At 55.1% G+C, this 24,377-nt stretch carries 19 protein-coding genes; 12 read left to right on the top strand and 7 right to left on the bottom strand.

The window, feature by feature from the left end; translation table 11 throughout:
* Nucleotides 1-69: 69 nt before the first annotated feature.
* Genes AC6I8R_RS17465 through AC6I8R_RS17445 form a run of 5 tightly spaced genes read right to left on the bottom strand, consistent with a single transcriptional unit; the run spans nt 70 to nt 5,305 of the window.
* On the bottom strand, nt 70-1,047 hold the full coding sequence (locus tag AC6I8R_RS17465; protein ID WP_497832632.1) for a Csu type fimbrial protein: 978 nt from the start codon (nt 1,045-1,047) through the stop codon (nt 70-72).
* A complete protein-coding gene (locus AC6I8R_RS17460) occupies nt 1,044-3,482 on the bottom strand; it encodes a fimbria/pilus outer membrane usher protein (RefSeq protein WP_497832631.1) in 2,439 nt (812 codons plus the stop codon). Before AC6I8R_RS17460 ends, AC6I8R_RS17465 begins: the two co-directional genes overlap by 4 nt.
* Entirely contained in the window at nt 3,482-4,171 is a 690-nt protein-coding gene (locus tag AC6I8R_RS17455) for a fimbrial biogenesis chaperone (protein WP_497832630.1), read from the bottom strand. Before AC6I8R_RS17455 ends, AC6I8R_RS17460 begins: the two co-directional genes overlap by 1 nt.
* A gap of 25 nt (nt 4,172-4,196) precedes the next feature.
* Complete coding sequence (locus AC6I8R_RS17450; protein ID WP_036625498.1) at nt 4,197-4,706, bottom strand: Csu type fimbrial protein; 510 nt, start codon at nt 4,704-4,706, stop codon at nt 4,197-4,199.
* Between the two features lie 29 nt (nt 4,707-4,735).
* Nucleotides 4,736-5,305: a spore coat protein U domain-containing protein gene (locus tag AC6I8R_RS17445; RefSeq protein WP_013510497.1), complete on the bottom strand. Its 570-nt coding sequence runs from the start codon at nt 5,303-5,305 to the stop codon at nt 4,736-4,738.
* A gap of 542 nt (nt 5,306-5,847) precedes the next feature.
* On the opposite strand from AC6I8R_RS17445, the gene AC6I8R_RS17440 reads away from it, so the two are divergent.
* The 3 genes from AC6I8R_RS17440 to AC6I8R_RS17430 all read left to right on the top strand — a co-directional run bounded on the left by AC6I8R_RS17440 (nt 5,848) and on the right by AC6I8R_RS17430 (nt 11,748).
* Complete coding sequence (locus tag AC6I8R_RS17440; RefSeq protein WP_415173192.1) at nt 5,848-7,947, top strand: putative bifunctional diguanylate cyclase/phosphodiesterase; 2,100 nt, start codon at nt 5,848-5,850, stop codon at nt 7,945-7,947.
* 155 nt (nt 7,948-8,102) lie between these two features.
* Nucleotides 8,103-10,184, top strand: a complete 2,082-nt coding sequence (locus AC6I8R_RS17435; protein WP_497832629.1) for a putative bifunctional diguanylate cyclase/phosphodiesterase — start codon at nt 8,103-8,105, stop codon at nt 10,182-10,184.
* 151 nt (nt 10,185-10,335) lie between these two features.
* Nucleotides 10,336-11,748 carry an aminotransferase-like domain-containing protein gene (locus AC6I8R_RS17430; RefSeq protein ID WP_415173194.1) on the top strand — a complete coding sequence of 471 codons (1,413 nt, stop codon included), beginning with the start codon at nt 10,336-10,338 and terminating at the stop codon, nt 11,746-11,748.
* A 102-nt stretch (nt 11,749-11,850) separates the two neighbouring features.
* Here the strand turns inward: AC6I8R_RS17430 and AC6I8R_RS17425 are convergent, their stop codons facing one another.
* On the bottom strand, nt 11,851-12,333 hold the full coding sequence (locus AC6I8R_RS17425; RefSeq protein ID WP_021183419.1) for a YlaC family protein: 483 nt from the start codon (nt 12,331-12,333) through the stop codon (nt 11,851-11,853).
* Nucleotides 12,334-12,594: 261 nt separating this feature from the next.
* On the opposite strand from AC6I8R_RS17425, the gene AC6I8R_RS17420 reads away from it, so the two are divergent.
* The 7 genes from AC6I8R_RS17420 (at nt 12,595) to AC6I8R_RS17390 (ending at nt 22,230) form a co-directional block, all read left to right on the top strand.
* A complete protein-coding gene (locus AC6I8R_RS17420) occupies nt 12,595-13,215 on the top strand; it encodes a cupin domain-containing protein (RefSeq protein WP_415173195.1) in 621 nt (206 codons plus the stop codon).
* Between the two features lie 124 nt (nt 13,216-13,339).
* Complete coding sequence (locus tag AC6I8R_RS17415; protein WP_013510490.1) at nt 13,340-14,779, top strand: circularly permuted type 2 ATP-grasp protein; 1,440 nt, start codon at nt 13,340-13,342, stop codon at nt 14,777-14,779.
* Nucleotides 14,773-15,702 carry an alpha-E domain-containing protein gene (locus AC6I8R_RS17410; RefSeq protein ID WP_021183417.1) on the top strand — a complete coding sequence of 310 codons (930 nt, stop codon included), beginning with the start codon at nt 14,773-14,775 and terminating at the stop codon, nt 15,700-15,702. Before AC6I8R_RS17415 ends, AC6I8R_RS17410 begins: the two co-directional genes overlap by 7 nt.
* Nucleotides 15,699-16,499 (top strand): transglutaminase family protein, encoded by an 801-nt coding sequence (locus AC6I8R_RS17405; RefSeq protein WP_415173196.1) that lies wholly within the window; start codon nt 15,699-15,701, stop codon nt 16,497-16,499. Before AC6I8R_RS17410 ends, AC6I8R_RS17405 begins: the two co-directional genes overlap by 4 nt.
* Before the next feature lie 20 nt (nt 16,500-16,519).
* A complete protein-coding gene (locus tag AC6I8R_RS17400) occupies nt 16,520-17,224 on the top strand; it encodes a proteasome-type protease (protein WP_021183415.1) in 705 nt (234 codons plus the stop codon).
* A gap of 143 nt (nt 17,225-17,367) precedes the next feature.
* The gene (gene olsF, locus AC6I8R_RS17395; protein ID WP_497832628.1) at nt 17,368-19,074 is read left to right on the top strand and encodes a bifunctional ornithine lipid synthase OlsF; all 1,707 of its coding nucleotides are present in this window, start codon (nt 17,368-17,370) and stop codon (nt 19,072-19,074) included.
* Between the two features lie 306 nt (nt 19,075-19,380).
* Nucleotides 19,381-22,230 (top strand): sensor domain-containing protein, encoded by a 2,850-nt coding sequence (locus AC6I8R_RS17390; RefSeq protein WP_497832627.1) that lies wholly within the window; start codon nt 19,381-19,383, stop codon nt 22,228-22,230.
* Nucleotides 22,231-22,263: 33 nt separating this feature from the next.
* Here AC6I8R_RS17390 and ftnA read toward each other — a convergent pair whose 3' ends face one another.
* Complete coding sequence (gene ftnA, locus AC6I8R_RS17385) at nt 22,264-22,770, bottom strand: non-heme ferritin (RefSeq protein ID WP_021183412.1); 507 nt, start codon at nt 22,768-22,770, stop codon at nt 22,264-22,266.
* 467 nt (nt 22,771-23,237) lie between these two features.
* On the opposite strand from ftnA, the gene AC6I8R_RS17380 reads away from it, so the two are divergent.
* Nucleotides 23,238-23,906 (top strand): nucleoside recognition domain-containing protein, encoded by a 669-nt coding sequence (locus tag AC6I8R_RS17380; RefSeq protein WP_021183411.1) that lies wholly within the window; start codon nt 23,238-23,240, stop codon nt 23,904-23,906.
* A complete protein-coding gene (locus tag AC6I8R_RS17375) occupies nt 23,896-24,369 on the top strand; it encodes a YjiG family protein (RefSeq protein WP_021183410.1) in 474 nt (157 codons plus the stop codon). The genes AC6I8R_RS17380 and AC6I8R_RS17375 overlap by 11 nt, the downstream gene beginning before the upstream one ends.
* Nucleotides 24,370-24,377 lie beyond the last annotated feature (8 nt).

The raw sequence follows: 24,377 nt of genomic DNA, 5'->3' as shown, positions 1-24,377 counted from the left end.
CGCGCGTCTTTTTGCCAGAGGTTGCTTTTGCTAAAAAACAGCGCAATAAATTGCGCCGCTACGGAAAATCTAAAACGACAAATCCACCACCACATTATCCGTGTAATTACCCGCAGCCGGGGTATTTTGCGTGGTCAGAATCTGCGCGGTATAGGTATAGCCGCGTGTCAGGCCATCGGCGCTGACGGTCGTTGAGGTACTGCTGCTCCAGCGGTCCGTACCGGTGGGTCCCCAGCGTGTGGTGGTGGTGGTTCCCTGGTAGATGTCATAGCTTAACCGGTTGGTGCCACTCGCCATATTCCGCACGCCATTCGCCGCATAGCTGCCATTACTCAGGCCCACGGTATAGGTGCTGCCTTTGCTGCATACCACGCTAATGGTCTGCTGCACGGTGGAAAAGCTGCTGACCAGTGGCGCGCTGCCAAAGCTGACGTTAGGGGCAGTGATGGTGGTGCAATCATTCGATATCACCACCGTCACGGTAATCGGAATGGTGCCGGTTCCGGTCTGCGGTGTCAGACAAAGTCCACCCACGCCAAGGCTGGTGCAAATGTTATAGGTGACGTACAGGTTGAGCGTCGCCGTATAGGTGCCCGCCGCCACCGTCTGCCCCGTCACCGTTTTCAGATACACCGGCAAGGCAAAGTTCAGGCTGCCGAACAGACCGGCAAGGTTCGCCAGCACCGCTTGTGAAAAGGTATAGGTCGATCCCCCCACCGTCAGTTCAGTGGCGCAGGCGCTGTCCATACACAGGCGCAGCGGAATGTTATCACTGCCGGTATCGCCGCTGCGTTTCAGGGTACCACGCGTGCCATTGACGTTGGACGCGCTGGCAAGCTGAAAGGTAATTTGGTTGGTTCCTAATAAGGTCAGGGCTGAACCTGCGCCACAGTTCACGTTCGCGGTGGTTGAGGTGGAACTGAGGGTCGAATTGACCACAAAGGTGGTGACCGAGCCAAAACTGGCCGTTGATGCAGGCAGGCTACAGGCGGCTTGTACCAGACCTGGCAACAGTAACAACGTCAGCAGGAGCAGCATTTTTTTCATGGCGATATGCCTGTCGTAGAGTTTTCGCTATTGGGTAGCGCAGCGCCGGGTGGCGGCGGTGGCAACGCGCAGGTGAGCGGACCATAGGTTTTCAGCGCCAGCGGCTGACCATTGGCGATCGTGAGTTCAGTGCGACAACTACGACCATCCGGCGTGGTGACCTGGATAGGATTGTTGGCCTCCAGGTTCTCCATCCAGGTAATCCCATCCCAGCCGACATACTCGGTTGCCTGCCCGGCACGTAGCACCTGGCTGGAGACGGGGAGCGGTTTTCCGTTGCTGTCATGCAGAATGACGCTGGCAGAACGCAGTTTCTCCACCGGGAAATTAAGCAGATAGCCGCTCTGGCGCTTCACGGCGAAACGCTGTTCGACGCGCGGTGATGTCATATCCGCAGGCAGGTCCAGCGTATCGATATCGTATTTCGCGGCATAGTAGCTGCTAATCGACGGAACCAGCAGATAACCTTCTTTATCGGTGCGTCCCATCGACTGGTTTTCGTAGCGGATGTTGACGTCGGGATAGTTGGTTTTCACCAGCACAAAGGCGTCGTTGATCTGATTGGCGACAAACAGGCGGTTATCCATCAGCACCAGTGCACCGCTGAAATCTGCCCACTGGGTGATGTTATCGTCGTCGCCATAAAAGCCCGCCGACGTATCCACTTTGTTGTTGCGGTAGCGCAGGCTCCCCTGGCGATAATCGCCGCTGTTGCCGCCCTGATTAGCCCAGGAAGCATCCCACGAATAACCGCCGTCGCTCGGCATGGCGCGTGACAGGTAGATGCGTTGGTTGTTTTCTCCCTGCTGGTCGCGTTCCATACTGACCGAAGCACTGCCTTGTTCGCCAAACGGGATCACCAGCGAGATGGCTCCGCTCCATTCCCCTTGCTGTTGATCGCGGCTGGCGGAAATATACAGGCTGCTGTTACCCCAGAGATTTTTGCTCCACGACAGGTTCCACAGGCGTGTACGTTCGCCATCGCCGCTGTTGATATCGAGGTACGCCAGTCCGAGGCTCCCGTATTGATTCATCGACACGCTGGCGGTGTATTGCGCACTGCGACGTGCCAGCGAATAAGAGGTGTCCTCCGCGTCACTGCGATTGCCCACCAGCGCCAGATTGCCAAAATCCACGGTCCGCAGCGTGTGTTGTGTGCCAAGGCTGAGCCAACTGTTGTTGTACTGATAACCCCAGCTATATTGCGTGCCGGGTTTACCGCTCATCTGGCTCTGCGCCAGCGCGCCATTGATTACTCCCCAACTGCCGAGTTTCACCTGACCGCCAGCACCGCCCATCGCGACCTCATCACTGCCTTCGGCGTGAGTTTCCAGCGTCAGCCAGTCAGTCAGACCGTAGCGATATGAACCGCTGGCCGCGGCTGCACCGTAGTCGAAGTTTTTGATGCCGTAATTTTCACGCATCGCCCCGGCGGAAAATGAGTAGTCGGACAAGCCTTGTCTCAGCAGATTGCTGGAAACGTAAAATGGCAGCGTGGTGGTGACCTGACGGCCCACCGCGTCGGTGGTGGTGATCACCGCATCGCCAGCACCGTTGACAAAGGGGACATTGGTGAGTGACCAGGGGCCGGGTTGAACGTTGGCCTGGCTGGAACGATAGCCATTAATAAACAGATCAACGGTGGATGGCACCGCCGCCTGGCCGGAAAACTGTGGCAACGGGTAAGTGACCAGGTCCGGACGCACGCTGAAGTCACGGCCAATCTGCACGCCGCCGAGACGCACGCTGTTGCTCCAGGAGAGAGAATCGGTGATGAGATCCCCGGCGCGCCAGCTGACTATCGCTTCCTCGTTTTCGTTACTCCACCAGGTGTCATAACGGATATAACCCTCCTGCTGCTGCGGAGCGCTGCCCTCCAGTTGCTGCTGCCACACGCCGTTGCTGGAGAATTGTCCGGCAGCACCAAATAAGCGCAACTCATTCCAGGTCGCGAGACGCGTGCCGCTATGATCGGTGCGGGTGGCGTAGAAGTCGTAATTGAGCAGCGCTCCCGTGCTGCTACGACCGGGATAGCGCGGGCCATTGTGCGACTGACCAATCACCTGGCCCGGTAACCAGGCCGGGGGAACGGTCAGCAGCAGGCGCTGACGTTGGTTGTCATAATCCACTTTGACGCTGTTCAGCTGGTTAACATTGATCTGCTGGCCCTGCAACTTGTCTGCCGGGATCCCGGCGCGTTCCAAATCGCCGCGCCGCAGCCAAAAATCCCCGTTCTTTTGTTCAACCGGGACGATATTGCCTTGTTCTCCCTGATTGATGATCAGCTCCAGCATGTATTGCTGTCCCGCCGCGTTATTTTGCAGGGCAGGAGGAGGCGGCAGCTCGGAGAACGTCTCCGCGCTACTTATCAGGGGGATCAGACAGCACAGGGCGCTGGTCACCGCCAGCGCGCAGGGATGTGGCGAAAATCGCATTAGCGCAGAGCAGCGCTACGCCAGTGGCCTTTATTCATCTCGGCCTCCAGTTCTCCGCTCACGCTGCTGTTAAGCGGCCAGCGGTTGCTGCTGTTTGCCAGAACGTAGCCGAACAGACCGTCACCCAGCTTGCGCCCGCCAATGGTGACATTGCTCAGGCGCGCATGGCCGTTGCCGTGATTGGTCAACAGCAGCCAGCGCCTGCCCCCGCTGTTCTCCACCTGCCAGCTCAGGTCGGGTTTGGCACTTTCGACAGTCAGACCGCTGCCATACACAAACAGAGGCACCGAGTAGCGCATCTGGAAAGTGAGCCCAGCCTGATTGGCACCGGGACTCCGTGGCGTAGGGATTTCATCCAGTACCACGCGATAGGCCATCTCCTGACCGGCAGCAGGCGGGGTTTGCTTGATTAAGCGCACCAGCTGTTTCTGCCCCGGCTCGACGCGGACCAGTGGCGGGCTGGCGACCACCTCAGTTTGGGTCTGATATTGTTCACGTTGATTTACCTGCTGCCAGGCGAAAATCCGCACCTGCATTAAGGTGGTCGCATCGCCACGGTTCTCCAGCCAAAGCTCACTGGCTTTGTCGTTGGGATTGATGGCGGGATCAATCGGCCAGATCATCAGCGAGTTAGCAGCATGGCTGAGAGCGCTGAACGTGAGCAGCCATATCAGCAGCAGGTTTTTCATGTGTTATTCCTTCTTTGTTGTTCCTTCACCAACTCAGGGTGACGGTTAGCGTATCGGTGTAAACCCCGGCGCGCGTCGGCCCGGGTAACTGCAACACGCCGTAAATCGGCAACGTGATGTTGTTGGCGTTGCTGTAACTCAGCGTGATGGGTGAATTCACCCCAATCGCGGTGGTGTGGCTGGCGTTGCTGTATAAGCTGTAGGCCACGGTATTGGTGAAACTGGCCAGTTTCAGGTTGCGGGTGGTGGTGTAGTTGCTGCCGCCATTGATCGACATGCTGACCGTGGTGCCTGGTGTGCAGGCAAGGCTGATGGTAGAACTCTGGACAAAAGTGGCACTGACGCTGTTGCTGGCGACGCCAGACTGGGTGCCAAAATTGAGCGTGCCAAAAACGCCGGGATTAGTACCGGAAACCACGCAGCCAGCCACCACTGAGGCAGAGACCTGAAAGGTTGCGCTCGGCAACCCCCAGGCGTTGACACTCCCTATCAGCAGGGCCAGACCGCCAACAATGCGCGTCCACCCATTGACCACTCTCACCCTGTTTAACCGAAGTTTCTGCCTCAGTAATTCACAGCAACGTTAATGGTATCGGTGTAAGTTCCCGCCGGAATCAACGGGTTGAAACCACCACCGACTACGCGACCATAAATGGCGTAGTTGGTCCCCAGGGTTGGATCGGTGGTTCCGCTCGGCGCGATATTGGTGTTATTGGCGATAGCGGTGGTGAAGGCTGCATCGCTGTACAGGGTGTAGGCGATGCCTTGTGTGTTGTTGGAACCGAGGATTAAATAGCGTGGTTGTCCACTCACGGTGCCATAAATGGTGGCTGGCGCGGCATTGCTGCTGGTGACCTGCACGTTAAAGGTTTGACCGGTGGTGCAGCGAACATAGATACCATTGCCAGATGCCCCAACCAGGGTGGCATTCAATGTATCAAAAGTGGCAGCGCTGCTACCGAAGTTCAATGTACCGAAGTTCACCCCGGTCGTGGCTGATTGACCATTCACCAGGCAACCGGTAGTCAGGGTGAGCGTCGCGTTAATGGTTCCCGTTGTGGTGGCGGCGAAAGCAGCGTACGGCGGGAAGGTGGCGCTCAGGCTGGCGGCCAAAAGAAAAAGCTTGAGTTTCATAATCATTCCTTACTGATTATCCAGGGTCAGTGCTTTTTCACCTGATGATGTATTTATGAAATCAACCGAAAAATAACAAGAAGCCATGTTTGGCGGTACAGCAAAACCCTGCTGTCTAAGAAAGTTCTTATGCGGCAGGGAAATGATTTATATCAGTTTTATTTACTATAGTTCAGCAAAGCGAAGCCTGTCAGGTCCACCAATAATTTTTCCCTAATCAATTTATTCAATTCGCCGATAATTCAGTGATAGCAAGGGATCCCGGCAGGTCAAAAAAACTAAACAAGGAATTATTTCTCCCTCTACCGCGATGCAAGGTTCAGTGTTATGTTCATGCATTAATCAGACATAATAACGATTCTCCACTTAGCGATAGATAATGAACATAAAAAAGCCCCAGCGCGCTAATCCCCAGATTCTCCAGGCTCGATTAGCGGCTGAATCGCTTTAAAAGTTAACTGACCGTTTATGCATGCTTTTTAATCTTTGTTCCTGTTCGATGATTCAGCACCTGCTCGCTGGCGGGTTAGTGAGGAGCGCTCATGTTGCTGATTACCTGGGATAGCGTTCTGGTGACGAGCTCATTAATCGTCGCTTTTATCGCCTCATTTACGGCACTGGATACTGCCGGACGCGTTGCAGTGTCGCGTGGCTGCATCGCTCGTTTGTGGTTGGTGGCGGGTGGCACCGCGATGGGTATTGGTGTCTGGGCGATGCATTTCATCGGTATGCTGGCGATGATGCTACCGATGACCATGCGTTACGATGTTCCGCTCACCTCATGGTCACTGGCGGTAGCGATCGTCGCAGCCATCTTTTCGTTTGCCCAGGTGGTACGCGGTAGCCAACTGACATGGCGTCGGTTGGTGCGCGGTACGTTAATCCTCGGCAGCGGGGTGGTGGCGATGCACTATCTCGGCATGAACGCGCTGATGATCGAACCGGCTATTCACTGGAATATCGAGCTGGTTGCGTTGTCGGTGGGGATTGCTTATGCCGCATCCGGCGCTGCGCTCTGGCTGGCATTTCATCTGCGTCAGGGCGATGGCCTGTTATTGATGCGGGGTTGTGCCTCCCTGGTTATGGGGGCTGCTGTTGCCGGGATGCATTATGTCGGAATGGCCGCTGCGCAATTCAACAACACCAGCAGTATGATGGAACACGGTGTCAGCGATCAGGGGCTGGCAGTATGGGTGACCGTCATCACCTTGACCATCCTTGGCATCACGTTGTTGCTGTCGATGCTGGATGCGCAGCTACGCGCGGCGCGACTGGCAGCGAAGCTGAAGCATGCCAACAATGAATTACGCCAACTGGCGATGCACGACAATCTCACGACCTTACCTAACCGGGTGTTGCTGGAGCAGCAACTGGACGCCGCCGTCAAACATGCCACGCTCAACGATCAAACCTTCGCATTGATGTTTATGGATCTGGATGGCTTTAAGGCGGTCAACGATACCTGGGGACATCACGTTGGTGATCGCTTACTTGTCGCGGTGGCAGCACGCCTGCGTAATCAACTGCGTGAGGATGTCATTCTGGCGCGTCTCGGGGGTGATGAATTTGTGCTACTCAGCCCCGACAGTGACGGTTTACAGGCTGCGACCATCGCCCAACGCCTGGTGGATACCATCGATGCCCCTTTTGAACTCGACCGTTATTCGCTGCGGGTGTCGCTCAGTGTTGGCATTGTCATCTTCCCGCTGCATGGCCGCAGCAAGCAGGAGATGATGTTTAACGCCGATTCCGCGATGTATCACACCAAACACAGCGGGCGAAACGGCTGGTGCCTGTTTGAACCGGCGATGAGTACGGTCGCACAACACCAACTGGCGCTGGCCAATGATCTATGGCATGCGCTGGAACATCAGGAGATGCATTTGTTCTATCAGCCGAAGTTCCGTGCTGGTGGGACATTGCTGATGGGTTTTGAGGCCCTGCTGCGCTGGCAGCATCCGCGCCGTGGCTTGTTGATGCCAGATATGTTTCTGCCGCGAGCGGAAAAAACCGGGCAGATCATCGCGCTGGGTAATTGGGTGATCAACGAAGCCTGTCGCCAGCTACGTCAATGGCATGAAGAGGGAAACAGCCACTGGAGCGTCTCCGTCAATCTGTCGGCATTGCAATTCCATCAGCGCGACCTGATCGACAGCATCAGTGAAATTCTGCAACGGCATGCTTTACCGGAAGGGGCACTGATGCTGGAGATTACTGAAACTATCGCCATGCGTGACCCGCAATTCAGTCAGCAACGTATTGCCGAACTGCACCAGTTGGGGGTGATGGTCGCGATTGATAATTTTGGTATTGGTTATGCCAATCTGCTGCATCTGAAACATCTTGAAGCGACCGAGCTGAAAATTGATCGTAGTTTTATCAATAGCCTGCGTGCCGACAGCGAAGACGCCACCGTCGTCAGTGCGATGATTACCCTGGCACAGAGCCTGAATTTGCGCATGGTCGCCGAGGGTGTGGAGACGGAAGAACAGCAACGCTTATTAACCGGGTTGGGTTTTGATACGTTGCAAGGTTATTTACTGGGCAAGCCTACCCCGGCAGATCGTATCGGCGAGTTCACGATAACAATGGCCGCACCGCTGGTTATTCCTGAAAATATCGCCCCCCTGGCGGGTGCGTGACGAGCAATTTTGATTTTCTGAATCGTAATCTTTCATCGTTCAACGACCAATAACGGCAGCATGACTGCCGATAAATAATACAATAATGTTTATATATTTTACGTTTTATTAACAACACCACAGCTGTTAATCCAGCTATGACTTGGGAACTCACTATGTTAGTGACTTCGTACGATTGGTATACCGTCATCGTCTCGGTGTTGGTGGCGATGCTGGCCTCCTTCACGGCACTGGATATGGCGGGAAGAGTAGCGACTGCCAGTGGCAAATCAGCGCTGGTATGGCTACTGGGTGGCGGCTTTGCCATGGGGGTGGGCATCTGGGCGATGCACTTTATCGGCATGTTGTCGATGAGCCTCGATATGGTGATGAGTTACGACCCATTGCTCACCGCGGCATCGATGGTGATTGCGGTGTTGGCATCGATCTTTGCATTGTGGTTGGTGTGCTCGGGCGAACTGCCCTGGCCGCGACTGTGCGGTGGCGCATTGGTGCTGGGTTTTGGCGTGGTGGCAATGCACTACACCGGCATGGCGGCGCTGATGTTCTCGCCTGGCATCGTCTGGAATGGTTACTGGGTTGCGGCATCTGTCGCGATTGCCCTGGTGGCTTCTGGCGTGGCGCTATGGCTGGCGTTTACCCTGCGTGAAGGCACTGGCCGCGTCACCCTGTTGCGTCTTGGCGCGTCGGTGGTAATGGGCTGTGCCATTGCCGGTATGCACTACACGGGTATGGCGGCGGCGAATTTCCCGATGCAGAGCCACGCTACCCATATGGGGGTTAACAGCAACTGGCTGGCAATGTTGGTGACGGTAGTGACGCTCGCGATCCTCGGCATCACCCTGCTGGTTTCAATGCTCGATGCTCGCATGCAGGCGCGCACCTCGATCCTGGCCCGTTCACTGGCGGAGGCGAACCGGGAACTGGCGCAGTTGGCGCTGCATGACAATCTGACGCGCCTGCCGAACCGCATTTTGCTGGAAGACCGCCTCGATCAGGCGATCAACAAAGCTGACCGCGAACAGTCTCACTTCGCGTTGATGTTTATGGACCTGGATGGCTTCAAAGCGGTCAATGATGCTTTTGGTCATCATGTCGGAGACAACCTGCTGATTGCCGTGACCGAGCGCATGACCGGGCAGATGAAAGGGCATTACACCCTGGCGCGCATGGGAGGCGATGAGTTTGTCCTGCTGATTGAGATTGATGATCCTAATGATGCGGCGGCGGCGGCTGATGCGCTGGTGAAAGCGATCGAGAAGCCGTTCAGCATCTCGCGTTACGAGTTAGTGGTGTCGTTGAGTATCGGTATCGCTGTGTACCCTGGCGATGGTGTGGATGAGCGCGAGCTAATGTTTAATGCGGATGCAGCGATGTATCACACCAAAAACAACGGACGCAACGGCTACAACTTCTTCCAGCCCTCGATGAACACCCTGGCGCAAAGCCAACTGCAACTGAACAACGATCTGTGGCAGGCGCAGGATAATAACGAGCTGAGGTTGTTCTACCAGCCGAAATATTGCGCACCGCGTGGACCTATTATTGGTTTTGAAGCCTTACTGCGCTGGCAGCATCCCACGCGCGGCTTGCTGACGCCGGACAAATTCCTGCCGATGGCGGAAAAGACCGGGATGATCGTCAATATTGGTAACTGGGTGATTAACGAAGCCTGCCGTCAGCTGCATAGCTGGCATTTGCAGGGCCATCCTCACTGGTCGGTGGCGGTGAACCTGTCGGCGTTACAGTTTGAGCAGTGCAATCTGGTGGAAACCGTCACCACCGCCTTAACTCAGCACCAGATTCCGGCAGAGCTGCTGACGCTGGAGGTCACCGAAACCACGGCGATGCGCGATCCTGAAGAGAGCGTGCGTATTCTCACGGAACTGACCAATATGGGGGTGAAAGCCTCGATTGACGATTTTGGTACCGGCTATTCCAGCCTGTTGTATCTCAAACGTTTACCGGCCAGTGAGTTGAAAATTGACCGTGCTTTCGTCAATGAACTGCAAGCGAAATCGGAAGATGCCACCATCGTCTCCGCGATTGTGGCGCTGGCGCAATCGCTGGATTTAAAAGTGGTGGCTGAAGGGGTAGAAACCGAGGAACAACAGGCGTTTCTCACCGGGCTGGGATGTAATTCATTGCAGGGTTATTTGCTGGGGCGGCCCCTGCCGCCAGACCGCATCGGCGAACTGCCGGAGTTTGTTGGCGTGTTGGAAGAGACTGCGAAATAAGCATTTTGCATAGAGTAGCGGCGCGATTTATCGCGCAGTTTTTTCCCGCAACGCGCAAGGTATGGCGCGATAAATCGTGCCACTACAATCGCTTGCGGGAGAGGGTCAGGGTGAGGGAAAATCACCACATTACATTCTGACGGAGATTCAGGTGGCGAAATACCAGCAGCTGGTCGATCAACTGCGCGAACAAATCGAAGCCAATATCTGGCAACCCGGAGAAAAATTGCCTTCGCTGCGTCAGCAGGCCGATCAATCCGGCCTCAGCCTGATGACGGTGATGCACGCCTACGAAGTGCTGGAGAGTCAGGGCTGGATTTTGTCAAAACCACAATCCGGTTATTACATTGCGCCGCGCGCTGCGGCGCTGCGACCGCGTCTGGCGACGCAAACGGTCGAGCGCCCGGAGCAGACCGATACCAACAGCTTTGTATTTGATGTCCTCCAGGCGACACGCGATCCGGCGATTATGCCGTTTGGTTCCGCCTTCCCCGATCCGGAGTTGTTTCCTCAGCGCCAGTTGATGCGTTCGCTGGTCAAAGTCTCGCATAACCTGAAACCGACGGACGCGCTCAACAATTTGCCGCCCGGTAACCCTGAGCTGCGCAAAATCCTGGCGCAACGCTACGCACAGCAGGGGATCACCATTTCACCGGACGACATCGTGATCACCAACGGGGCGATGGAAGCCCTCAACCTGAGTTTGCAGGCGGTAACCGAGCCGGGGGATTGGGTGGTGATCGAGAATCCCTCATTCTATGGTGCATTGCAGGCGATTGAACGCCTGAAGCTGAACGCCATCGCCATAGCCAGTGATGTCGAGCAGGGCATTGATTTTGACGAACTGGAACAGGCGCTGCAACGCTGGCCGGTCAAAGCCTGCTGGCTGATGACCAACCGGCAAAATCCGCTGGGTTTTACTCTCAGCAACACGCGCAAGGAACAACTGGTGGCGCTGCTGGCGCGCTATGGCGTGACGCTGATTGAAGACGATGTTTACAGTGAGCTATGGATTGGCGAGGAGAAACCATTACCGGCGAAAGCTTTTGATCGCCTTGGTGATGTCATGCATTGCGGCAGCTTCTCGAAAAATCTGGTGGCGGGCTTTCGCATCGGCTGGGTGGCGGCGGGCCGACATGCGCAACGTGTCCAGCGTATTCAGTTGATGAGTACGCTCTCCACCAGCGCGCCGATGCAACTGGCGCTGGCGGATTTTCTCTCCACCCGCAGTTATGACAGCCATCTGAAACGGCTGCGTCAGACCTTAGCAAAACGTAAACAGCTGGCACGCACTGCGCTGCGTCAGGTACTGCCAGCGGATGCCCGCATCAGCGATACGCCGGGCGGCTACTTTTTATGGGTAGCCTTACCCGAGGGCATCAATACCACGCAGCTTTATCATCTGGCGTTAGAGCAGGGGATCAGTATCGCGCCGGGGCAGCTATTTTCCAGCAGTGAAGATTTCCGTCACTGCTTCCGCTTCAATACTGCCTGGCCGTGGGATGCGCGCGCCGAAGCGGCGGTGGAAAAATTAGGTCAGTTAATCAAACAACTGCACCCGTAGCGCCGCGATTTATCGCGCAGTCTTCTGCGGCCAGACTCCCTCATCCCGACCTTCTCCCGCTAGCGGGAGAAGGAGAGGTGCAGTATGCCGGTCAGGTTGAATTTAAACCTGCGCCGCCTGCCGATGTCCCCAGGTCAGGTAATACACATCGTAAAAATCCACTTCGCCTTTCTGCTGCATCAGGCGATGAATACCGCTACGCACGCGGTCCGGCGTGCCGGGGTTATCCAGAATCTTGTTGATGCCCTGGGAGGATACCGGCTGAATGTAATACCACTCGCCGTTGTAACAAACGCGCAGATCCAGCGCATCAATGTCCTCAAAGCGGTATTTCGGATTGATATCCAGCAGCATTAAAAAGCTCATCACCAGCACGAAAACCGTGGCAAACCAGAATGCGGGCCAGCCGAGCATGTCGGTGGAAAAAATCAGCGCTACGCACAGTCCGTAGCACAGGTACATCACCGCCCACAGGCCAGGGTGCGTTTTCAGAAACGAAAAGCTAAAACGTGGCAAATTGTCGCGACGTTCTTCGCGATTCAGTGTGGCGATTTCATCAAGCAGGATTTGTTTTATGGCGTCCATTGTTCACCTCTCTTTCACTGCCTGCCAGTAAAGCACGTAACAGTGAAGGGCGGCAGACACAGATCAGTGAAGAATTTTTATAACAGTTGCGCACAAAATCGCAGGGCAAGGTCATTACGCCCAAAATGTTAAAGAGGTTAATCATTAATTTGGCTTTAGTTAGCAAAATCATGCTTTTATGTGAATTTTGCGGGCCTGAGCACATTGTATTGTCATCCGTTTTTGCCACACTTAAGCAACGTGGCTAACCGGAGAAAGAGTATGACTGTCTACCCATCCAGCCTGCTGTTACTGATGTCTTTCGCCGCTGGCACCTTTTCCGCAGGGGCTTCCAGTAACCCGCAGCATCTGATGTTATCTATCCCGTCTGGCGGGGTGCCGAATAATCCGTTGCCGCTGATCATCTGGCCGGGGGTTGCCCCCGACAACGACAGCGAAGACGAGGAAAATCAGGACACCGCCATCTGGTTTGAAGAAACCTTTACCCGCAACGGCTGGCCCGCTGCGTGGCGTTCTCCCATCTTTCCGTATACCCATTACCACCCGAATACGCATGAAATAATCGGTGTCGGCGCGGGCTGGGCAGAAGTGTTATTTGGTGGTGACAGTGGTCGCATGGTGACGTTGCGCGAGGGGGATGCGGTGCTGATCCCGGCGGGTGTCGGTCATAAACAGATCCACGCCAGTGAGGATTTCTTCACCGTTGGCGCCTATCCTGAAGGTATATCGCCGGAAACGCTGCGCGATGAACCGCGTTTTCTGAGAACCTCTCAGGCGCAGATTCAGCACGTACCCATGCCGAATCGCGATCCTTTCACCGGCGGGGAGGGAGCAATGACGGAAATCTGGTTACCGGTCGCGCAGCAGCTTCTGCACCAATAAGGTGCATTGCACCCATTTCCGGCGTTAACTCACTGATAAGGTGCGCGTGCGGTGCAGCACGCACGCGCCTGGCACAGTTTGTGCAGCAGTGAAATCAGGTCCTCTGATAAGCGCCGGGTAAATCATGAAAGAAAGCTACCAGATAGCATCACACTTCTATGATGAGATGTTGCTGAGCGACGGCCAACACCGCGCTCACTATCAGCACTACTGGGAATGGTTGCAAGCGGCGGACAAAGAGGCAGTGGCGCGTAAACGTGAGGAAGCGGAACTTTTGTTTCATCGCGTTGGCATCACCTTCAACGTCTATGGCGAGGACGGTGGTGCAGAGCGCCTGATTCCGTTCGACAGCGTGCCGCGTATTATTCCTGCCAGCGAATGGGCAATGCTCGATCGCGGTATCCGACAACGGGTACAAGCCCTCAACGCCTTCCTGCACGATATCTACCATCAACAGCACATCCTGAAGGCGGGCATCATTCCTGCCGAGCAGGTGCTGGTCAACGATCAGTACCAGCCTTGCATGCAAGGTGTTGATCTTCATCGCAATATCTATGCACATATCGTCGGCGTGGATATGGTGCGCAACAACGATGGCGAATATTACGTGCTGGAAGATAACCTGCGCACCCCGTCTGGCGTCTCCTATATGCTGGAGAACCGCAAGATGATGATGCGCCTCTACCCGGAGTTATTTGCCGAGCAGCATGTGGCCCCGGTCGAGCGTTATCCGTCGCATCTGTTGCAGACGCTGCGTGAAAGCTCGCCGGTGAACGATCCGGTGGTGGTGGTGCTGACGCCGGGCCGCTTCAACAGCGCCTATTTTGAGCACAGCTTCCTCGCTCAGCAGATGGGCGTCGAGTTGGTGGAAAGCGCCGATCTGTTTGTTAAAGATGGGGCGGTGATGATGCGTACCACCGCCGGACCTTGCAAGGTGGATGTGATCTATCGACGCGTGGATGATGCCTTCCTCGATCCGCTGGCGTTCCGCCCGGACTCGATGCTCGGCGTACCCGGATTACTGTCGGTGTACCGTGCCGGGAATGTGGTGCTGGCGAATGCCATCGGCACCGGGGTTGCGGATGACAAATCGATCTACCCCTATGTGCCGGATATGATCCGTTTCTACCTCGACGAAGATCCGATCCTCAATAACGTGCCAACCTGGCAATGCCGCAACCCGAAAGATCTTTCCTACGTTCTGGCCAACCTCGATCAGATGGTGGTGAAGGAAGTGCACGGCGCAGGTGGCTACGGCATGTTGATTGGTCCGGTGGCGAGTCAGCAGGAGCTGAGCGACTTCCGGGCGCGTCTCCAGGCAAGGCCGGATAACTATATCGCGCAGAATACCCTGTCGCTTTCGACCTGCCCGACCTTTATCGACAACGGCCTCGCACCACGGCATATCGACCTGCGTCCGTTTGCGCTGTGCGGGGCGGATATCCGTCTGGTACCGGGCGGTTTAACTCGCGTGGCGCTAACCGAAGGTTCGCTGGTGGTGAACTCATCGCAAGGCGGTGGCACCAAGGATACCTGGGTTCTGGAGGATGACGCATCATGCTAAGCCGCACGGCCAGTGGCCTCTATTGGATGGCGCGCTATCTGGAGCGCGCGGAACAACTTGCCAGGGTATTGGATGTGACTAACCGGCTGTCGCTGATGCCGGTGCGTAACAGCCACGGTGATGAGCTGCTGTTGCCGCTCAATCTTACTGGCACGCGTCAGCTGTTTGAAACGCTCAACGGGCGTTTCACCATGCCGCAGTTGTTCAACTTCTTTGCTCTCGACGATCGCAATCCCAGCAGCATTTTTTGCTGCTGGCAATCGGCATGGAACAACGCCCATGCGGTGCGCGGTAGCCTCTCGTCGGAAGTGTGGGAAAGCATCAACTCCACCTGGATTGAGATGCGTAGCATGCGCCGTCGTGGCATTTCCAGTGCCAATGCCGACAGCTTTTTTGACTGGGTCAAGGAGCGTTGCCATCTGTTTCGTGGTGCGATGTTTGGCACCCTGTTGCGTGGCGATGCCATGAGTTTTATTCGCCTCGGCACCCTGATGGAGCGTGCTGACGGCAGTACGCGTCTGTTGAGCGTCAATCAACAATTGCTGGAGCAGCATCCTGATTCGGTACGCGAATATTATTGCCTCGACACCCTGTTGCGTGCGGTATCCGCCCGCGAGGCCTATAACGCCATCTTCAAACAACAGCTGATGCCGGATCTGGTCAATGAAATGCTAATCCTGCGCAGCGAAAGCCCGCGATCCTTGCACTCCTGCATTGAAGAGATCGCTAACCAACTGGAGCAGATCGGCAGCAGCGGTGAAGATCGCCCGCGCTATCTTGCCACTGTACTGCTGGCTGAGATGCGGTTCAGCACCTGGGAAAGCCTGACGCGTGACGGCCTGAATAACTGGCTGAACCATTTCCTGGCAGACATTAACGCATTGGCTGACAGCATCAATCACACCTATCTGGAGGCGAAATGAGACTGAACATCGAGCATAAAACCTGGTATGCCTGGGAGCATCCGGTCAAACTCAGCACCCAGTATCTGCGCCTGACACCGCAAAACTCGGTGCATCAAAAAATTCTGTCGTGGGAGCTGGCGCTGCCCTGCGATGCGACCCGTACCGTCGATGCTTACGGCAACGTGATGCATGTGCTGACGCTGGACACGCCGCATCAGATGCTGGAAATCGCCGCGCGCGGTGTGGTGGATATTCTTGATGAAGGCGAACTGGCGGCCGATCCGGAGTCAACGCTGTCACCGCTGATTTTCCTGCGCGGCACGCCACTGACGCAACCGGATAGCGCCATCCGCGATTTTGCCCTGCGTTACTGGCGACCCGAAGCACCGCTCGCCAGCCTGGAAAAATTGATGGGAGAACTGCTGCTGAAAATGCCTTATCGTCCCGGCAGCACCCAGGTGAGTGATACCGCCGCGAAAGTATTTGCCGCCGGCTCTGGTGTTTGCCAGGATCACAGCCATGTGTTTCTCGCCTGCTGTCGCAGTCTGGGGATTCCGGCGCGGTATGTCAGCGGTTATCTCTATACTGACAATGTCGAACACGTTGCCACCCATGCCTGGGTTGAAGCCTGGTTGGATGGCAGTTGGCACAGCTTTGATATCACCAATAATACCCGCAGCACCCGGCAACACTTACGGCTGGCGGTGGGCGTGGATTATCTCGACGCCTGTCCGGTTCGCGGCATGCGCCTGGGCGGCGGGGGTGAAGATATGCTGGCGGTGGCTGCGGTGCAACAGGTGCACTCGCAGCAGTAATTCTCTTTGCAGGCGTGACTATGACTTATTGTGTGGCAATGCGTTTATCATCAGGGATGATTTTTGTTTCCGACTCACGCACCAACGCGGGCGTCGACCATATTTCGTCGTTTCGTAAGTTGCATGTGTTTCAGGTGGATGATGAACGCACGTTGGTGCTGCAAAGCGCTGGCAACCTCGCCACCACGCAAAGCGTGATGAGCCTGCTGCGACGCGGTAATGATGACAGCGACCAGCCCAATCTGCTCAACGGGAAATCGTTGTATGACATTGCGTTACTGGTGGGCGAAACGCTGCGCGAAGTGATCAAGCGCGATGGTGAAGAGTTTGGCGGCACGTTGCTGCTGGGTGGACAGATCCGTGGCGAAGAGCCGCGGCTGTTCCAAATCTATCCGCAGGGGAATTTTATTGAAGCCAGCGTCGATACCCCGTATTTCCAGATTGGCGAAAGCAAATACGGCAAACCGATCATTGACCGTGTGCTGCGCTACGAAACGCCGCTCAGCCAGGCGATGCAGTGCGCGCTGATTTCGATGGATTCGACCCTGGCGAGTAATATCTCGGTCGGGTTGCCGCTGGATGTGATGATCTATCACAGCGACAGTTTCAGCGACAACGAGCAGTACCATATCACCGATCAGCACCCCTATTTTTCACAGATCCGCCAGCTATGGAGCAAGGGGCTGCTCAGCGTGTTCTCGCAGCTCCCGCCGCTGAAATTGTAGTTCCTGCCAACAAGCGCGATAAATCGGTGCTGTAGCGGCGCGATTTATCGCGCGTCTGTTAAACCTGATAACGACGTTCATAAATCTGAAAACAAGCCGTTTTACCTTCGGGGCGATAACCGCTCCCTATAAGAAGGTGAACAATGTTTTCTGTTGATCAGGTTCTCAATACTTACTGGCCGGGCTTCCAGGCGGCGGGATGGCAAAAACGCCTGCTGAAATGGGCGCTGCGTGAACACGAATTCCAACAATTTGCCGCTCGCTATCGCCACCTGCAAGGGGTGGACATGGTGGAGCAGGTGCTGGAGCACCTTGATGTGCGCTGCGAGTTAAGCGAGCGCGATCTGGAGCAAATTCCTTCTCATGGCCCGGTGGTGATTATGGCTAACCACCCCCTGGGCGCGCTGGATGGTCTGGCGCTGCTGGCGGCGGTATCGCAGGTCAGGCGCGATGTGAAAATTGTCGCTAACCGCATGCTGATGATGCTGGAACCGCTGAATAACCTGATGCTGCCGGTGGATAACATGGGCAACCGCACCAGCCGTGAGCAGCTGACGCGTATGCAGCAGCATCTCGACAATCAGGGCGTACTGATTGTTTTCCCGGCAGGGGAAGTTTCACGTCTGACCACCCGTGGCGTGCGCGATCGCCGCTGGCATCACAGTTTCCTGCGCCTTGCCGCCCGCGCCCGTGCGCCGCTGGTGCCGGTGCATGTGGTGGGGCGTAACAGCGCGGCTTTTTATGCCGTCAGCCAGATTGCCCTGCCGCTGGCCTTGCTGATGCTGGTGCGTGAGATGTTTCGCCAGCGCGGTTCGCGTATCAAGCTGCATATCGGTGAGCAGATCCCCTTTGCGCACTGGCACGACGGCCACACGCCAGGTAAAGAGCTGGCGAAGCGGCTGCGCAAGCATCTGTACCGTATCAGTCAGGGGCGACGTGGCCTGTTTCAGACCGAGGCAGCCATCGCTCGCCCGGAAGATCGTGCTGAGCTGAGAAAAGCGTTGCTGGAGAGCGAGCGGCTCGGCACCTTGCCGGATGGCAAGCAGATCTACCTGTGGCGACGCAACGGCGCAAGTTGGGTGCCGCTGTTGCGAGAACTGGGCCGCCTGCGTGAAATTGCTTTCCGCGCGGTAGGCGAGGGCAGCGGCCGACGACGTGACCTGGATAAGTACGATGATGATTACTATCACCTGATTTTATGGGATGACGCCGAGTTGGAGATTGTGGGCGCGTACCGTTTTATTCCGGGGCGAGAGCAGCTGGAGCGGCGCGGCCTGGAAGGGATCTACAGCGATAGCCTGTTTCATTATGACGAACGTATGCTGCCGATAATTCGCCAGGGACTGGAGCTGGGACGCAGCTTTATCCAACCCGCTTACTGGGGCAAACGGGGTCTGGATTACCTGTGGATGGGGATTGGTGCCTATATCGCCCGCTACCCGGAAACCCGTTATCTGTTTGGCCCGGTCTCGATCTCCGGCGGGATGCCGCTGGCGGCCCGCGACCTGCTGGTGGCGTTTTATCGCCTCTATTTCCCGACCGAGCTGCCGCTGGCAACATCGCGTCGTCCCTATCCGGCTTCGCTACCGGAAGTGCTGGCGCAGTTTACTGGCGACAATTACCAGGAAGATTTACGCCGCCTGAAGCATCTGCTTGCCAACCTCGGTACCGCTATTCCGACGCTGTACAAGCAATACTCGGAACTGTGCGAACCGGGTGGAGTGCAGTTTATTGATTTCGGTAGCGACCCCGATTTTAACCATTGCATCGATGGCCTGGTGTTGGTCGACCTGACGCGCGTCAAAGCCGCACGTTATGAGCGCTATATCGCGATGCATCTGGTCCCGTAGCTGCGCGATTTATCACGCAGGTTTTTCCCACATCACGCACGTATGGCGCGATAATTCGCGCCACTACCAATTTGTGTCGTTTTCAGTGGATATCACGGTGCTGTCATCTGAATGCCGTCAACACAACGTAATTAATTGCGTATCCCACTGAACAATTTCTCGCCACTGCCGATAACCAAACAACCAACTTTCGCCTGTAAGCTGATAGCGCTTGTCAACGCTGCGTATTTGCTATTAAGTCTGCAGAGCAATTAAGAATTTTCCTGGGTTACCAGGTGACATCAGGCCAGCAATAGGCAAATAACAATGGATAATAATTCTGACGTCATGTACCGCTTGCTTGTGCAAAGCGTGCTTGATTACGCCATTTACATGCTCAAACCGGACGGTACGGTAGCGAGCTGGAACGCCGGCGCACAACGCGCCAAGGGCTACACCGCTGAAGAAATTATCGGCAAGAATTTCGCGCTGTTTTACAGTGAAGACGATCGTAAAAATGGTGCACCGCTGCGTGGCTTAGCCAATGCCACCGCCACCGGACGTTTTGAGACTGAAGGCTGGCGTTACCGCAAAGATGGCAGCGCCTTTTGGGCGCATGTGATTATTGATGCGATCCGCGATCAATATGGCGAGCTGCTCGGCTTTGCCAAAATCACCCGTGATTGTACCCAGCAACAGGAGCAACAACGCAGGCAGCGTGAGCAGGAAGAACGGTTCCGCCTGCTGGTGGAGGGTGTCACCGATTACGCCATCTATATGCTGGATCTGGACGGCAACGTCGAAAATTGGAATGCCGGTGCGCAACGCGCCAAAGGGTATGTCGCGGAAGAGATCGTCGGACAGCATTTTTCACGCTTTTACAGCGCACAGGATCGCCTCAACCATATCCCGGAGAAGAACCTCGGTATCGCGTTTAAAACCGGGCGCTTTGAAGATGAAGGCTGGCGTTATCGTAAGGATGGCAGTGCCTTTTGGGCGCATGTGATTATCGATGCCATCCGTGATGATGCCGGCAAGTTGATCGGTTACGCCAAAATTACCCGTGACTGCACCGAACAGCAGGCGTTACTGCGCGCCCAGCGTGAGCAGGAAAAAACCTTTCGGCTGCTGGTCAGCGGGGTGCGGGATTACGCCATTTACATGCTGGATGTACAGGGGCGGGTGGTGAACTGGAATGCCGGGGCGCAACGGGCGAAAGGCTATCGTTCCGAAGAGATTGTCGGCCAGCATTTTTCGGTGTTCTACGGTGCACAGGAGCGCCAGTCGAAAGCGCCGGATGCCAACCTGGGTATCGCGCTGAAAACCGGCCGCTTTGAGGATGAGGGCTGGCGTTATCGTAAGGACGGCTCCGCCTTCTGGGCGCATGTGGTGATCGATGCGATCCACAATGAAGAAGGCCGACTGATTGGCTTTGCAAAAATCACCCGTGATGTGACTGAACGTCGTGAACATGAGCAGCAGTTGCTGCGTGCACGGGATTTGGCCGAAGCGCAGAGCGCCAAAGCCTCTGAGCTGTCGAAATTCCTCGACACCATCATTACCCATATCCCGTCGTGTGTGATTGTTGAAGACGCCATCACCCGTGAAATTCTGATGGTTAACGACAAAGCCGAGCAGTTGTTCGGCATCAACAAGTTATTGATCATGCATAAACGGCCGCATGAATGTATGTCGGCAGAGCTGAGTGATTACTTCAACAGCCTGGCGGATATTGCCCTGCGCAGTGAAGGTATCCATACACGCGAGCAACTGTTGCTGACGGCGGGCGGCGAGCGCATTCTGCATACCCGCGCCACCACTATCGCCGGAAAAGATCTGCGGCAGAACTTCGTGATGCTGATTGTGGAGGACGTGACCGACCAGCGTGAAGCGGATGCGCGTATTCACCATATGGCGCACCACGACAACCTGACCAGCCTGCCCAACCGCATTCTGTTCCGCCAGAAACTGAGTGAGGCACTGCGCGCGGATACACAGGGCGGGTATATCACCGCAACGCTGTGTCTCGATCTCGATAACTTCAAAAACGTCAACGATGCGCTGGGCCATCAGATTGGTGATGACCTGTTGCGTACGGTGGCGAAGCGTTTGCGGAATGTATTGCGCGATCACGACACCCTGGCGCGTATTGGCGGTGATGAGTTTGCGATTGTGCTGCCTGGCATTCGTAACGCCGATGAAGGCGCCGTGGTAGCGCAGCGACTGATTGAAGCGATTCGTCCTCCGGTCAATCTGGAGGGACATAATCTGTCAGTCGGGTTGAGCGTCGGGATTGCGCTGAGTTCACAGGCCGCTAACACGCCGGAACATATGCTGCGCTGTGCTGATATGGCGCTGTACGAAGCCAAACGTAATGGCCGAAATCGTTATGAGCATTTCACGCTGGAGATGGATGACCTGGCGCGGAGTCGCCGGGTGATCGAGAACGATCTGCGCGATGCGATTAGCGGACGTCAGCTCAAGCTCTACTATCAGCCGATCACCGATGGTGATGAGAAAGGGATCATTGGCTATGAAGCGCTGATGCGCTGGCATCACCCGATCAAAGGGTTGATCATGCCGAACGATTTTATCCCGATCGCCGAAGAAACCGGTCTGATCCATCTGCTGGGGGCGTACGCGCTTTATGAAGCCTGTCGTGAAGCAGCAAGCTGGGAAGGGGAGCAATCGGTGTCAGTTAACCTGTCGCCGTTGCAGTTCAAAAACAGCTCGTTGGTATCGGTGGTAGAAGGCGCGTTGCGTGAGTCCGGACTGGCGCCGCATCGTCTTGAGGTGGAGATCACCGAATCGGTGTTACTGGATGATACCCTCGGTAATATTCGTACTCTGCAAAGTCTGAAAGCGCTGGGCGTGCAAATTGCGCTGGATGATTTTGGCACGGGTTATTCATCTCTCAGCTACCTGCGATCCTTCCCGTTCGACAAAATCAAAATCGACAAGTCGTTTATCAACGATATGGGTGACAGTCGTGAAGCGCTGGCGATTATCCGGGCTATCACCGGGATGAGCCGGAGTCTGGATATCCAGATCACCGCAGAAGGGGTGGAGAGCAGCGAGCAGTTTGCCCGGTTGCGTGAAGAGGGTTGTACCCTGTTCCAGGGCTACCTGTTTGGTCGGCCGCAGCCTTCAGAGCTACGCTTAAAAACGCTGGAATAAAACAAATCGGCCCGCAATGCGGGCCGTTTTATCTTATGCGCCGTGGCTTTCGGTATTCATACGGCCCAGATCTTTGTCGATCAGGAACAGGCCTTCACCTTTGCTGCCCACCAACGCCAGTTTATCCAGCACGGTTTTGAACAGCTTCTCTTCTTCATGCTGCTCCGCCACGTACCATTGCAGGAAGTTGAAGGTGGAATAATCCTGCGTGGTCATCGCCGCATGAGCCAGTTCATTGATTTTGCTGGTGATCAGCTTTTCATGATTTAACGTTTCTTCGAACAGTTCAGCCAGGGAGTTCCAGCTGACCGGCGGCGCTGCGATGCTGCCCAGTACCGGCAGCGAACCGGCATCGCTCAGGTAATCAAACAGGCGCTGCATATGTTCCATCTCTTCGCGAGAGTGCATTTTCAGGAAGGAGGCAGCCCCTTCAAAACCTTTGTCACTGCACCAGGCACTCATTTGCAGGTAGAGGTTGGCAGAGAAGAATTCCAGATTCAGTTGGTCATTCAGACGAGCAGTCATTTCAGCAGTTAACATGGCTGATTCCTTTTTTAAATTTTTCAGGTGAGTGCGGTGAATTATGCATCAACCTATACTTTTTTGTGAAGTGATTTTCGTCAAAAAGTTGAATTTATCTTATTGATTATAAATGGAATTATTCAGGTTTTTGAATGCGACCGATTCTCATTTTTGTCTTCTTTTCATTCGGATTTATTGCACCATGATGGTGCGTCGAGGTTGCCTGTTTAGCGTGCACTCACTGCGTTATTGATTTTATTTTCAGCGATCTGATTACCTGACGAAAATATTGATGTGAGAAATAAAGGCATCTGCGCTGAATTTCTTCAGTCAGAAAGATTGATATTTCGGTCATTTAATTGTTACTGAACAAAATTAGCGCTTTCGCAATTAAAGAAAATACCAGCTGGCATAAATCCTGCTTAGAACTTAGTTCCATATATTGCAACTGTCTGGTTAAAAAATAACGCCAGCAGGAGGGTTTTATGTCTGAAGAAAAAATCATTGCTACCCATGAACGGGTGTCGGCGGGTATCGGCGGTTACGTCGCGTTGATATTGGCCATTCTGTTTTTCTCCGGCTTATTTTATAAGGTGGACGGATTTAGCTGGTTAGGGGCGTTTGATTTCACCACGCTGGGCGGCAGTTTCGGCACCATGAAAGAATCGACCAATACCTTCCTCGGTGCCGGTGGCCTGAGCGCCAAAGCAGGCTTTCTGTTTGCGTTGTCGCTGGCCCCAACGGTGATGCTGGCGTTGGGCGTACTGGAGATCTTTACCCATTACGGTGCGATTCGCGCCGCGCACAAGTTGTTGACGCCGCTGCTGAAACCGTTGATGGGCTTGCCGGGTCGCTGTGGCCTGGCATTAATTACCGATCTGCAAAGTACCGATGCTGGCGCTGCATTAACCAAAGAGATGTACGACCAGCAACAGGTCAGCAAAAAAGACATCGTGGTGATGTCCGCCTGGCAATATTCCGGTGCCGGTTTGATCAATAACTATTTTGCTATCGGCTCGGCGTTGTTTGCTTCAATGACGGCTCCGATCATTATTCCGCTGGTGTTAATGTTTGTTCTCAAATTCGTCGGTGCGGCTTTTGTCCGTTTCATGTTAAATAGTGTTTATAAAAAGGATTTTGCCGATGTCAAATAATGCTCCGTCACGGGTGAATAATAACCCGTTCGATATTTTTATCGTGGGTGCGCGTAAAGGCTTCCATATCGCTATCCATAATCTGATGCCAAATGTGGTGATGGCTTATGTGCTGGCGGAAGTGCTGAATCTGCTGGGCATTATGCAATTCCTCGGGCATCTCTTTGCCCCGGTGATGGGGCTGTTTGGCCTACCGGGTGAAGCCATTACTGTGCTGCTGACGGCCTGGTTATCCTCCTCGGCAGCGGTGGGGGTGGCAGTCAGTCTGCTGACCAAAGGGACTCTGAGCGGAGCGGATATCACTATCCTGGCCCCGGCAATTTTCCTGATGGGATCACAGTTGCAATACATGGGTCGCCTGTTGGGTGTTGCCGATGTGCCGAAGAAATACTGGCCGCTGTTGATGCTGACCAGCATCATCAATGCGGTGATCGCCATGCTTGTGATGCGTTTTTTTGTTTAGGAGCTAAC

Source organism: Pantoea sp. X-Soil-OKNW-713 (assembly GCF_059730685.1).
The sequence above is the reverse complement of the archived record's forward strand: the minus strand, read 5'-3'. Positions and strand labels throughout refer to the sequence as shown.